At 40.5% G+C, this 13192-nt stretch carries 10 protein-coding genes; 8 read left to right on the plus strand and 2 right to left on the minus strand.

Annotated elements, in window-relative coordinates; all coding sequences use genetic code 11:
- Positions 1-66: 66 nt before the first annotated feature.
- From AC1DOV_RS27485 to AC1DOV_RS27510, 6 genes are all read left to right on the plus strand, one after another.
- Positions 67-2826 (plus strand): MrcB family domain-containing protein, encoded by a 2760-nt coding sequence (locus AC1DOV_RS27485; RefSeq protein ID WP_477551519.1) that lies wholly within the window; start codon positions 67-69, stop codon positions 2824-2826.
- A complete protein-coding gene (locus tag AC1DOV_RS27490; protein WP_477551520.1) occupies positions 2798-5215 on the plus strand; it encodes a DUF2357 domain-containing protein in 2418 nt (805 codons plus the stop codon). Before AC1DOV_RS27485 ends, AC1DOV_RS27490 begins: the two co-directional genes overlap by 29 nt.
- Before the next feature lie 265 nt (positions 5216-5480).
- Positions 5481-5687, plus strand: coding sequence for a hypothetical protein (locus tag AC1DOV_RS27495; protein ID WP_477551521.1), 207 nt, complete (start codon positions 5481-5483; stop codon positions 5685-5687).
- A 207-nt stretch (positions 5688-5894) separates the two neighbouring features.
- Positions 5895-7163, plus strand: coding sequence for an alpha-L-fucosidase (locus tag AC1DOV_RS27500; RefSeq protein WP_477551522.1), 1269 nt, complete (start codon positions 5895-5897; stop codon positions 7161-7163).
- Positions 7156-8070 carry a metallophosphoesterase family protein gene (locus AC1DOV_RS27505; RefSeq protein WP_477551523.1) on the plus strand — a complete coding sequence of 305 codons (915 nt, stop codon included), beginning with the start codon at positions 7156-7158 and terminating at the stop codon, positions 8068-8070. The genes AC1DOV_RS27500 and AC1DOV_RS27505 overlap by 8 nt, the downstream gene beginning before the upstream one ends.
- 148 nt (positions 8071-8218) lie before the next feature.
- Positions 8219-8788 (plus strand): SF0329 family protein, encoded by a 570-nt coding sequence (locus tag AC1DOV_RS27510; RefSeq protein WP_477551524.1) that lies wholly within the window; start codon positions 8219-8221, stop codon positions 8786-8788.
- A gap of 21 nt (positions 8789-8809) precedes the next feature.
- Here AC1DOV_RS27510 and AC1DOV_RS27515 read toward each other — a convergent pair whose 3' ends face one another.
- A complete protein-coding gene (locus AC1DOV_RS27515) occupies positions 8810-9043 on the minus strand; it encodes a helix-turn-helix transcriptional regulator (RefSeq protein WP_477551525.1) in 234 nt (77 codons plus the stop codon).
- A complete protein-coding gene (locus tag AC1DOV_RS27520) occupies positions 9033-9566 on the minus strand; it encodes a cupin domain-containing protein (protein ID WP_477551526.1) in 534 nt (177 codons plus the stop codon). Before AC1DOV_RS27520 ends, AC1DOV_RS27515 begins: the two co-directional genes overlap by 11 nt.
- Before the next feature lie 141 nt (positions 9567-9707).
- Here AC1DOV_RS27520 and AC1DOV_RS27525 point away from each other — a divergent pair, with 141 nt between their 5' ends.
- Positions 9708-10637 (plus strand): nucleoside hydrolase, encoded by a 930-nt coding sequence (locus tag AC1DOV_RS27525; RefSeq protein WP_477551527.1) that lies wholly within the window; start codon positions 9708-9710, stop codon positions 10635-10637.
- A gap of 662 nt (positions 10638-11299) precedes the next feature.
- On the plus strand, positions 11300-12745 hold the full coding sequence (locus AC1DOV_RS27530; protein WP_477551528.1) for an SMEK domain-containing protein: 1446 nt from the start codon (positions 11300-11302) through the stop codon (positions 12743-12745).
- Positions 12746-13192: the final 447 nt, after the last annotated feature.

Raw genomic sequence — 13192 nt, forward strand, 5'->3', positions numbered from 1 at the left:
ATATCTTGATTAAAGCCCAACACAAAAAAACCAAAAAGTCTAACTGATAGTTTGGAGCGAAATCATATGACATTGCCACAAGAGCTTGCTTCGATATTTCGGAGCCGACAAAAATCTTACAAAATGGTCTTAATTCTATCTATTCTTGATGAATATAAACAGTCTTTCAATCGAAGGGTACCGCTCAACCAAGTGGCTGAGCGGTTTTTATCGTATTACAGGGATCGCAGTATGAATGGAGCACAAGTAGATTATCCGCCTCAGGGATCAGCGTTTAAATGGAGTGACTTTACACTGGGCCAAACCAAGTCGTTACTTAAAACACCTATTGATGCTTTATCCTCCATTCTGGAAGCAACATCCGAGACCATTACCTTCAAACCGGATATATGGGATAAATTGAATGACGATGTTTTAGCCGAATTAAGAGATTATGCTCGCATTGAATTGTCGAACTACAACAACCAATTGAGCTCGGCTCCGACAATATCATTACAGGAGTCTCTTTCGCAGATTTTAAATACATACATTGAAGCTAAAACTCAACAGTTTGCTAATCATCAGCTAGGCAAGCTCTTTAGGCAATCGTTACCTGAGTATCTGAGAGCATTACCTTTTATGAATGGAGACTATAAGATACAGGGCTCGATTGGTCAAGGCAATTGGGCCAACATCCCTTGGCTGGCTATTCTAGATAAGCGTCTGACAACAACTACTCAGCAAGGGGAGTACGTCGTTTATTTGTTCGCAGAGGACATGAGTGCTGTCTATTTAACTCTTGCTCAAGGAGTAACAGTACCTACAAGAGAACGTGGAAAAAGAGATGGATATCAATATTTAGAGCAAAAGGTGAGGGAGATGAGGGAGCTCTTACCGCTTCAAAACCTACACAAGGACGCTGATATTCATCTAACTGCTAGTGGATTGGGACGAGATTATCAAGTATCGACTGTTGCATATGCTCGCTATGATCGAAACAACATCCCTGATGATGAAGTTCTTATTGCCGATCTAGAAAACATGATGTATAACTATAGGATTTACGCTGATCATGTAACTGAACAACAACAACCAGCAGCTCCTCCAACTTTTAAATACACAATGGCACATCTCTATTTGGGTCAAGGAATTATCTCTTACTTAGGTAACAACAATTATACTCCTATAAACATCGATGAACTGGTTTCCAATCAAGCAACCGTTCTTATTTCAGGGGACGATGTTAAGAACCCCAAAGAACGGATTCAACATGTGGGGAGAGCCTTACAGGAGCTTGGTCAAATTTCAGTAGAAAATGGGTACTATTCTTTAACTCCTCAAGGGACAAAGTATTATTTGGTTTTTGATGAAAATAAATGGAGATTGAGCCCAGAGCAGGTTCAAATAATAAGACGCTATCTGGGAGAATCAAATGGAGAACATGCTACTAATCTCGCAAAAGTAATGAATCTAGCTATTTCATTAGTGGAGGAGCTTGGTAGATTTTCGCTGGACGAATTCAATACCGCTTTTATTTCGGCAATGGGGCTTGAAGAAGAATGGGGAACGGTTACGCAAGAGAACAGATCTCGCTTTATGTTGAATTGGTTAGAGGAGCTTCGATTTGTGAAGAAAACAGGAGATCAATATGTGTTTCAAGTAGATGAGGAGGTCGAGCCCTTGGATACAATTACGGTTGCGGAAAGGCTTAGGTACATCAAATCCTTCATCCGTAACAAAGGCTTTCACTTTCCGAATGAATTAATCGAGAACCTATACCTATCACTCAAAACAAAACCCTTTGTCATTCTTGCTGGTGTCTCTGGAACGGGAAAGACGAAGCTAGTGAAATTATTCGCGGAAGCACAAGGCGCTCTTAGTCATAACTATCAATTCACGCTTATTCCTGTGCGTCCAGACTGGAGTGATCCGTCGGACCTTATAGGCTATAAGGATTTATCGGGTGCGTTTCGTCCAGGACGGTTGGCGGAGGTGCTTGTTGAGGCTTCAAAACCAAGCAATCGACACAAGCCGTATTTCATTTGTTTGGATGAGATGAACCTAGCTAGAGTAGAGCACTATTTCAGTGATCTACTTAGTATTATTGAAACGCAGGAGTGGCAGGGTGAGGCAATCGTGACGATGCCTCTTATTAACAAGTACACTCTTGCAGCAGAAGACCAACCGATTTACGGAAACCTATCGCTCCCGGATAATGTTTATGTGATTGGAACGGTGAATATGGATGAGACGACGCATCCTTTTAGCAAAAAGGTACTGGACCGCGCCAACACGATTGAATTTAACTACATTAATCTTGAGCAATTTCCAGATCAAGTTGTTCAATTGAATGAAGCAACTGTTAAGGCCACAAATGCTTTTCTACGCAGTGAGTATTTACAGCTCATTGATGCTTACGGGGAGTATCAAGAGCTGGTGAAGCAAGTGACAGCGAAACTGGTCAAAGTGAATAACATATTGGAGCAGGTTCATTCGCATGTTGGATTCCGTATACGAGATGCCGTTTGCTTCTATATGATCTACAACGAACGGTTCAGTCTTATGAGTGAGGATGAAGCATTCGATTTACAGCTTTTGCAGAAAATATTGCCACGCGTACAAGGCAGTAGCTCATCGGTCAAGCGCGTGCTTCTTCTCCTTATGCAGGAAGCGTTAGGCAAAGTATTGCCTGTGAATAGCTTGATGGATGACGCCTCCGATCTGTACATGAAGTGGAGTGCGCAAGAACCTGAAGAAAGAGCTAAATACCCGATGAGTACTCGGAAAATAGCCTTTATGTTACGGAGGTTAGAGGAAGATGGATTCACCTCCTATTGGCTCTCTTAATCAGAGTGTTGAGCTGCTCCGGGTCGAAACGAGCCTATTTAATTTGTACATACAGGGTAAGCCGTTCCATCCAACGGTAGATACGCTGCAATTGCATCGAAATGATGACAATCAGCTCATAGAAGCACAACTGCAAATTTCTGCGCCATCGACAGCTCTTTCAATAGAAAAGGTTTCATTGTTTCATCCTGAGACAAAGAAACTATCGGACTGGAAGACGGGCATACCGAGCTATCCACTCTTTTATGAAACGCAGGCTTACGAGATTGTCATCGAAAAAAAACAAGACATTCCGCTTGCCTTTTTCCATGAAAATGTTTATTTAAGGCAAGCGGTCAAGCCGCTGGGCAGTATGATCCTATCAGGCGTTTTAAACTTTCAGAATGAGGTTGGACTGACTGATCTGGAGCTGCGTTTGAATGGACAGGCTATTTTACAGCTTCAGCTTGAAGTTTTTCCAGTCAAAATGGATTATAAAAATGATTATCAAATGATATTAAATGACGTCAATCAACAAATCTATAACTTATCTTTCGATTTTTTGCGTAAAACGTATAATCTAACGAGTCTCAAGGAAACACGTCATCAAAGCTTAACAGAGTTCTTCACGATCCTTCAGCATGTATTCGCTCAACTTGTGCAGGCGGTGGAACGGATTAATAGCTCGCCTCACTCCAAGCATCAAGTGGAGAACCGAGTAGTAGAATCAGGACGTTTGAAGAAGACAGGGAAGGAGAGCATTTCCTATTTGACCAAGCGTCCGCAACTGCTCGTACAGGACGATAAGCTTGGTTTTATTCCAATGAACGGACAACGTTATTACCCGAGCCATGCGATTGAGACGAAGCGGCATGTGGATTACGATACGAACGAGAATCGTTTTATTCGTTGGGTTCTGCTCCGTATTGCCAGCAAGCTTAAAGACCTGAAGGCTCGTCTAACTGAGAAGGGACGCCTTAAGGATCCACTGCTGGCGCGGAAGCTGAATGATATGCAATCGCAGCTGCAAAGACTGCTCAAGCTAGATTTTTTGAACGTTAAGGAGATGAGACAGCTCTCCGTATCGCTTGTGCTTCAGATGGCGCCGGGATACCGTGAGGTGTATCGTAACTATTTGATGTTGATGAAGGGGCTCTCTATCCAGAGTGATCTGTTCCGATTATCGATGAAGGATCTGGCGCAGCTATATGAATACTGGTGTTTTCTCAAGATTCATGACTTGCTGAGTCGTAAGTATGAGCTGTTGAAGCAAGATATTATTAAGGTGAACCGGACGGGCGTGTTTGTTACTCTAGACAAATCGCAAAAGGCAAAGATGGTTTACCGTAATCCGAAGAACGGCGAGATTTTTACGCTGTACTACAACACCTTGCCAAGTGGTGAGCAAACGCCGACGATTTCTCAAAGGCCCGACAATGTACTGACATTGAAGAAGAACGATTCTGATGCGGAATATAAGTATATTTTTGATGCGAAGTATCGGCTCAATCCAGCGTATGAGGGGGCTCCCTACCGAAGGGATTACAAGCTTCCGGGACCGGAGGAGTCCGATATTAATACGATGCATCGATACCGTGACGCTATTGTGTACGCAGAGGGAGGCGGGAAAGAACTAGAACGCAGCATGTTCGGGGCTTATGTACTATTTCCCTATCACAATGAGGAGCAGTATGTAGAGCATAAATTTTATAAAAGCATTGAGCTGATCAATGTTGGAGCGCTACCGTTCTTGCCGGGATCCACCAAGCTGATGGAAGCCTTCCTGGATGAAATCATTATGGATAGTCCAGAGAAGGCATACGAACGCTCCGCAAGGCCGCGTGGAACGAAAAATTATTACGAGAACAAGCTTATCGGCAAAAATGTACTGGTAGGATCACTCCGGGAGGTACAGCAGCTCGATGATGCGTTACAACTTAAGTTTTATCATGTACCGCTTGAGAACATCTCCGATCACAAGCTGCTTACTCAGCTAGAATACGTGGCACTCTATCAGTCGATAAAGAAGTTTGAGCCACGCGGGGAAACGGGTATTCACTGGTACGGTACAATCTCGGACTGGAAGGTCGTGCGGCGCAAAGAGATTACCGAGCGGCCAGCAAAACCAGGCACAGAAGAAAAATTATATGTGAAGTTTACGGTAGGAGAATGGGTAAAACGGGATAAGTCGATCATTCCGGGGGGACGAGGGATCTATACGCTCTTGTACACCTCAAAGTATGTGTTCGACCGAGCTTTAGAGATTGCTGAGCTGAAGCTGGAGACGGAAGAAGATCTACGAGAGTGGCGTGAGCAACGGCGTATAGGACCTGTTACAGTCAAGTTGGATCACGAGCAAGTAGATTTGGCTAGTAGGGTGCTAGGGGTTGGACGGTTATCTTCAACGTAGATATGAATGAAGCACCCTCCTGAACGAGCTCTAGCAGCAGCGAAAGCAGAAAAAAACCTCCGTAAAAGCACATGGGCTAAACGAAACGAGCTTGATAAGAGAAAGACCGTCAAGGATGCAATCTATTCACGATAATCGGTTTTTTAGCATTTATGACATGTGACGTTATGTGGAAATTATGTCATCACAGTCAACTTCTGCAGAAGGTATCGAAATAAGGAGTGTTTGCCTAGGACCCAACGGAAGTTCGGGGATGCCAATATACATGATTCCGATTCGCAATCTTTTCTTTTCCGCTCCAAGCAAGGGGGGTGCGCGACTTTATGAAGCTGCATTCGGAGTGAATAGGGGGAAAACGGGTGTCTTCATCAACAAGGGAAAAATTAAGCTTGTAAAATTCATGCAGGAAAGTCGAAATGTACTGGAAAAAGTAGATTCAATATACAAGCTGGAGTTTTTCAAAAAATTATGAAACTTCCAACAATCTGCGCCCAAAACAATTTGAGTTCCAGTGGTCTTTATTTCTAGAGGTAGAGTATCGGAAATTGGTTTAGTTTTATAAAAAATCAAGGAATATACTCGTGTTAGCTCGAATGAATATCACAATAAAGTGAAAATGTGTTAGTAGCTTATTTCCTAGTGTGAATAAAAATACCCCATTAATGAAGAAGAGGTGCTTATGATGACAGCTAATTCTAATATTAAGACAAGCCCGAAACAACTCGAGTATCAATCCTGGGAGTTCGGATTATTTGTGCACTTTGGTCTACGAACGTTTTATGAAGGGTATGTAGATTTTGATCCAAGAGGCATGTCCCCCGAGTTGTTTAACCCGCAGCAATTGGATTGTGAGCAATGGATCCGTACGGCAAAGGAAGCCGGAATGAATTATGCTGTACTGACGGCTAAGCATCATGATGGGTTTTCTAATTGGCCGTCGCAGTACAGCTCGTTCTCTACGAAACAATCGCCATGGAAGGATGGTCAGGGTGATGTTGTCCGGGAGTTTATAGAGGCTTGTCGAAAATATGATGTAAAGCCTGGTTTATATTATTCTCCTTTTGACGGATCTGCGGATTTCTATAACCAGGATGCAAGCGCTTACGATGATTATTTTGTAAATCAAATTACTGAGCTGCTAGGTCAATATGGAGAGATTGATATTTTGTGGTTTGACGGTTGTGGCTCGGAGGATCATGAATATGATTGGAAACGAATCATCGGAGAAATTCGCCGCCTTCAACCGAATATTTTAATTTTTAATATGGGAGATCCTGATTTCCGGTGGGTGGGGAACGAGGATGGCATTGCGCCGATTCCATGCTGGAATGTCGTGGATTCGCTTGAGTTTTCGATCATGACCGAGGAAAAGGAAGCTTTGACGGATAAGCTATGGCTGCCTGCGGAATGTGATGTGCAGATGAGAGCGAATTGGTTTTATAGCGATAGCGACGAGCATACGATCAAAAGTCTGGATCAGCTCATGGGCTTATACTATTATTCGGTAGGGCGCGGTGCGAATCTGCTGCTGAATATCGGCCCGGATAGACAAGGCTTGCTGCCTTCGAAAGACACAAGCCGACTGGCTGCAATGGGTGCAGAAATACGAAGAAGATTTGACAGCCCCATCGCGACCTTGGAGCAATGTACTCACAACCAGAATGAATGGATTTATGAGCCTGCTCATCCACATCTGATTGATCATATTGTTATTCAAGAGGATTTATCTTCTGGGGAGCATATTCTCAATTTTCAAATCAATATTATGACAGAGAAATCGCATCGAACCATAACGGTATATGAGGGACAAAACATTGGTCATAAAGCTATTGTACGAATTCCGCCAGTTAAAGTTCGAGGCGTCTCTCTAACCGTTACAAAGTCGCAAGGCGAGCCTGCTATTAAGGAGCTATCATTTTATTATGTTGGGGAGATTAGGAATGGATAAAGCATTAAAGTTTCGTACAGACGGTACATTCAAAATAGTCCAGTTTTCTGATACCGAGTATATGGATGATGCCGCTGACCTAAATGAGCGAACCGCTGACATGATGCGAACCGTCATGGAGACGGAGCAGCCTGATCTTGTTGTATTTGCAGGTGATGTCATAGGCAGTTTGCGCTGCAGCAATCCAGAGCAGTCATTCCGAGATGTAGTATCAACTATAGAAGCGATGAAAGTCCCGTGGGTTGCTATTTTTGGCAATCACGACTCGGAAGCAGGAATTACAAGGGAACAGCTAATGGATATTCAACTGAGCTATAGCTATTGCGCCGCTGAACGGACGGCTGAGCATATCAGCGGTGTAGGCAATTATGTGTTGAGAATACAGGGTAGTGATGAACGTTTCGCGGCAGCTTTATATTTTTTGGATAGCGGGAGTTATTCTGCCTTGCCTCACATTCATGGATACGATTGGATTCGCAGAGATCAAATTGACTGGTATGCGGCACAATCGCAGGCATTCACGGATCAGAACGGAGGCCAACCTATCCCTTCACTGGCATTCTTCCATATTCCACTGCCGGAGTATCAAGAGGTATGGGATAAGTCCGAGTGCCATGGCGAAAAGAGAGAAGAGGTTTCTTGCCCTCGTATTAACAGCGGTTTATTTTCCGCAATGGTAGAGATGGGCGATGTTATGGGGACCTTTGCAGGGCATGATCACGGAAATGATTATTCGGGCGAGCATCATGGCATTCGCCTTTGTTATGGACGCTCTTCAAGCTATATTATATGGGATACGGATATTCCAATTGGTGCAAGAGTGATTGAATTGCAACAGGGATCCAGAACGTTTGATACTTGGCTGAGATTAAGTGATGGATCGGCTCAGCAGCGCTCGATAGGGTAATATTTAGAAACCGTCAATAAACGTTAGAATTTGTTATAATGGATAGCAAGCGTTATGTTGGCCTCCACTCACAGCGGTGGAGGTTTTTTTATGCTACGAATCCCTCAATAGGTATCTATAATATAGAACATAGAAATTAGGAGGCAATATGTCCTGGAGCAAATTGAAGCAACAGCTTGAGAGTTTTCTCTCTCCTGCTTTACATGGCAGGTTCGAATATCGTGCAACCAGCTATCGTTATTTACCTGACAAAGCAGGTCAATGTTATATTGCGGTAGATAAAAAGAACGTACTCAGTATGAGTGATAGTACTACTTTAATTAGATGGTATCAGACGGAGCTGGAAATTAAGAATGATTCAGCTATCGAAATTCCTATCAACCTTGAAGAAATTGAAACGGTGAGAAAAGATACCAATGGGAAAGTTCCTGAGGATCGTCTAAAAGTAATGGCAAGAAGCAGAAAACTATCCGAATATGCTAAGGAAATTTTTTCAGCACAATTATCATTAAGTAAATCAAATTTTGTCGTTGTAGCTAATAAATTTTTATCCACTTCTATAGAGGAAAGCCTAGAGAGCAATGATATTTTATTGAATATTTTAGCTTTGGTGGACAGACGAGTTGGAAAAAAGCGGCTTTTAAACATGACCGAGAAGATGAAGCTAAAGCATCCCATTGTGCAGTATTTTTATGAACTACGGCTTAATACCTTATGAGAATAAGTAACTCATTCACCTCTAATCACCGGCGAGCTCTCTATACTGCTTCGGGGTTATCTCCGTTTCCCGCTTAAACAGGCTGCAAAACTGCGCATCCGTTGAAAAGCCGCATTCCATCGCGATAACCGATATTTGCAAGGGGGTATGCCTAAGTATTGTTTTGGCATGCTCGATCCTACGCTGCAAAATATATTGGCTGGGAGATAACTTGATCTTCTCTTTGAACAAATGACGAAACCGGTCACCGGTCATAGCTATAACCAGATTGGTCGGCTAGAGCTTGGAAGTCAATTTTCTGCGTATAGTACTCGTCGATGAAAGCCTGGGCGAATCGGATAATGTCATGACGGTTATCTGGTTCTTGGGCAGGATGTGCCCGCAGTACTTCCAAATATAAGCGCGAAATCAAATTATCGAGCAATTGCTTATAGAAGGGGGGCTTATCACGAAGCTCTTTGGCCATCATCTGCAAGAGGCCAAGAATAGGCCTTGACGGGGAATCCTGGTAGATTCCTTCTTTCAAGGGAGGATAGATGGTGCTCGTGAATCCCGTAAACATAACCTTCGACGGTTTGCCATGCCGTTCATCGTGAGGCGTGCAAGGTGCTATTATCGCATAATCACCTGCCTTGAAAACATGTTCGGCATCCCCGATTCGAGTTGTCCCCTGACCGCAGTCGTAATAAACCAGCTCATAACACTGATGGTGATGCATTGCAATATGCTCATGCTTCGCTCTCGTTTCTTGATAAAAGAAATCCAATGAGGTTGCCATTCATAGCTCTCCTGTCATCGTAGCCAATTCGTGATATAGAACGACCGTATGATGCTACTACATTATTTAAATTATTTATAAAATGAATTCATTATAGCATGGCTGAAAAGCCAATTCATTATATAAATGGAGGTAGATGATATGGGTCTAGATTTCGGGGCATTGCCCGTAGATGAGTTGGTTCGCAAGTTGGAGGCTCCGGGTAGTAGAGTTAAAATGGTGCTCGATACGGATACTTTTAACGAGATCGACGACCAATTTGCGGTTATTTATGCGCTGTTGTCACCAGAAAAAATAGAGCTTCAGGCTCTATATGCAGCACCGTTTCATAATGAGCTCTCTACGGGGCCCGATGACGGGATGGAGAAAAGCTATAAGGAAATCATTCGCATTCTTAAGCTAATGAATCGAGAGGATGTCCCAGTCTATCGCGGCTCCGAAGCTTATTTGCCTGCTGTTAACTCCCCGATTCGCAGCGAGGCAGCGCTGAATTTGGTAGAACGTGCAATGGCAAGCGATAAAAATGATCCATTATATGTAGTCGGTATCGGTGCCATTACGAATATTGCGAGTGCCATTCTAATAGAGCCGCGAATCATTGAGCGCATCGTTGTAGTCTGGCTGGGAGGCCATGCACTGGATTGGCCTGACACTCGTGAGTTTAATCTCGAACAGGATATTCATGCATCGAGAACCGTAATGAACTGCGGAGTGCCTTTGGTTCTTATCCCATGCATGGGAGTCGCTTCAAACCTTCGTACGACACTATCGGAGGTCAGAGATTATGTGAAGCCATCCGGCGCAATTGGAGAGTACCTCTATGAGACATACAAAAACTGCAAGGATGATCATTTCGCCTATTCCAGAGTGATATGGGATATCTCGGTTATTGCATGGCTGAATCAGCCCAAGTGGGTTCCTTCGCGGCTTGTTCCAAGCCCAATCATTTCGGATGACTTTCGCTGGAGCACGGACAGCACAAGACATTTGATACGCTGTGCAAGCTATATTGACCGTGACGCGGTATTTCAGGATCTGTTTTCCAAGCTTGCTCTAAGCAAAATGGAGTAACAAGATGACCAAGCCGAGAATAACCGTCGAAGGCTAGCTCAAATTGGGTCTTGAAGTGTCCGTATCTCACATTTGCATACTAGGTTATAGCGAAGGGCCCCTGTTATTCCGAGCGGAATGATAGGGACCCTTTTGATAGATCTTACTTTAAAAAGGGAATGTCGACGGCTATTATGGAAGAAGCTCTCTAATGTAACAGCCCATTGTAATTGAGAACGAAATGCTTATGTAATTAAGATCGGTTAAGAAAATCCGGAAGGACGTATCCTTGATTGATTCAATTGGCACGGATAAGGAAGCCAAAGAGATCTCGTTTGATTGATATCCTTGGTACTGTGGCGACGTTGTTGGGGATCGGATGCTGCTTAAGATTGAGAAATTTAAGGTAGAAGAAGGGTCAACTTTACATGCAAACACAATATATATGACAACATCAAATGATTGAATATTCCTATCAATTGCATAAATTCTTTGGATATTAGATTTAAATCAAAACATTATTTTAAATTACTCTCTAGTCCATTTAATTAAGAAAAAGTCGACTTTATTTTTTTGTAAGTTTACATACTATTTGTTAGTATTATATAAATATTATTTAAAAGTATTAATTAATAAATAGAGTAATAAGGAGAGCACTTTATATAAATAGAGGTGAGTAAAAAATGTTAAGATCATCAGAATTATTAGAAGAGATAATAGAGTATTTTAGTATTTTAATAAAGTATATTGAACTAAATAATGACATTGGTAATTTTGATTTCAATCGGAAAAGCGAAGATTTTTTTTGTGGATTATTGAATTTAGTATATAAATTAAACTTAGAAAACTTAAATAAACTTAAAATGAATTTTCCTGCAATTGATTTGGGAGATAAAGAAAAACGTATTTGTTTTCAAGTAACTACTAATTCAACTTTCGGAAAGATTAAAGAGACCCTCGATAAATATTGTTCTAAAAAATTGTATGAGGATTTTGATTTTATTTCTATATTGATAATAGGTGATAAAGGGAAACATCGAAAAGAAATAGAATATGTGGAATTTGATTTTTCATATAAAGACAATCTACTTGATACTAATGATATTGTGAAAGAGATTTCAAAAATGAAAACTAAAGAATTATATGAGATTTTTAAATTTATAAAAGCTGAGTACAGCAATAAAATAATTGAAAAGATTAAAATGCTGAAAGAAGATAAAAGTCTCTATATCGATGAAATAATTGTAAGAGATAAACATATTTGTTATTACACATATGGATTAGGTAAGGTTAGAATAGATGCTTATTTGCCAGTAAGTATAGAAGAAAAACTATCTTGTCTCATAAGTTTTCAACAACCAGGGTTGTCTGATTGTATGTTTACTTTTGAAGAAGATCAAATAAGAAAAATATTGTTTAATGATCATAACAGTGGCTTTAGTGAAAAAAGGAAATTTATTTTGAATATTGATAGTGAAAAAGTAGGTATACAGTTTCCAAATAATAGATTTATTACTGATGTTCAGACTGCAGAACAACTTTGTATACTAATTAGTTGTTTATATGAAAAATACTTATTAACAAAGCGTGAGCTATATCAAATTATTGGGGCGATTAATTATGAGGAAATTAATCAAGGAGAATTTAATATAATTAGAACACCACTATATTTATGGACCGCCATGGTAGATTTTGCTCAGAAACATGATCATTTTTATGGAAATACACAATGGGATATCTTTCATCCTCTTAATTTACAAAAAAAGGATCATATAATTATTTATAAAAATCATTTAAATAAAATAAAAGCAGATATACTAGCAGAATTATTTGTTAGAGATATCAATAAAAATTACGTTGATATTGTTTGGAAAGCGGGATATACGCCATTAATTGATAAAATGGATGGATTTAATAATGAAATGAAATGGAAGGTTGATTACACACACAATTGGATCTTAGAAGAATTTATTCCGTATATCTTTTATTTAAATGGTACACTAAAAAAAACAGTGATAGAACGGCTATTCAAAAAGGAAACTACCTTTGAAGAGTTCAGAAGTAAATTTAATTATTCAAATTATAAGATTCAGTCACTTTATAGAGAAAATAATAAATTTGATTTATGATTTGAAGTAGAAGTAACATAACTTTAAAGAAGAATATTTCAGATAATGCAAACCTTAAAAAGTTACCTTATTGTAAATCCATCTCCATCCTTTGACTATTGAATTAATTGATGACATTGAGAAAGATGTTGTCATTGGATGGTTTTGTTTAGATTATGACGATGATGAACGGACGCAGCGGGAGATTGTGAAGGATTTTGGGAGTAGTTAGAGCTATGTTTTAAAATTGAGAAAAGGGTGTTGATGAAACTTTCTCATGAGTTTTAAAAAGTTAAGAATTAGAAATACACATTTAAAAAGACTGCTCTTGTTGTAATATGCTCCCCAAATTAAATGTAATAATAAAAAATCTGTTGCTATGAGGGGAGAATTATCATATCTAAAAATGAATATTTCGCATCAGAGAAACTTATTATTCTCGAAGAGAAAGAAAGTGGTGAACTTGGC

Source organism: Paenibacillus sp. 01T47 (assembly GCF_056398245.1).

Bases quoted from the DNA above. Each gene is read 5' to 3' on its own strand.
- AC1DOV_RS27515 (WP_477551525.1), bottom strand. From the start codon at position 9,043: ATGACCGGTGACCGGTTTCGTCATTTGTTCAAAGAGAAGATCAAGTTA.
- AC1DOV_RS27525 (WP_477551527.1), top strand. From the start codon at position 9,708: ATGGGTCTAGATTTCGGGGCATTGCCCGTAGATGAGTTGGTTCGCAAG.
- AC1DOV_RS27500 (WP_477551522.1), top strand. From the start codon at position 5,895: ATGATGACAGCTAATTCTAATATTAAGACAAGCCCGAAACAACTCGAG.
- AC1DOV_RS27520 (WP_477551526.1), bottom strand. From the start codon at position 9,566: ATGGCAACCTCATTGGATTTCTTTTATCAAGAAACGAGAGCGAAGCAT.
- AC1DOV_RS27485 (WP_477551519.1), top strand. From the start codon at position 67: ATGACATTGCCACAAGAGCTTGCTTCGATATTTCGGAGCCGACAAAAA.
- AC1DOV_RS27490 (WP_477551520.1), top strand. From the start codon at position 2,798: ATGGATTCACCTCCTATTGGCTCTCTTAATCAGAGTGTTGAGCTGCTC.
- AC1DOV_RS27530 (WP_477551528.1), top strand. From the start codon at position 11,300: ATGTTAAGATCATCAGAATTATTAGAAGAGATAATAGAGTATTTTAGT.
- AC1DOV_RS27505 (WP_477551523.1), top strand. From the start codon at position 7,156: ATGGATAAAGCATTAAAGTTTCGTACAGACGGTACATTCAAAATAGTC.
- AC1DOV_RS27495 (WP_477551521.1), top strand. From the start codon at position 5,481: ATGATTCCGATTCGCAATCTTTTCTTTTCCGCTCCAAGCAAGGGGGGT.
- AC1DOV_RS27510 (WP_477551524.1), top strand. From the start codon at position 8,219: ATGTCCTGGAGCAAATTGAAGCAACAGCTTGAGAGTTTTCTCTCTCCT.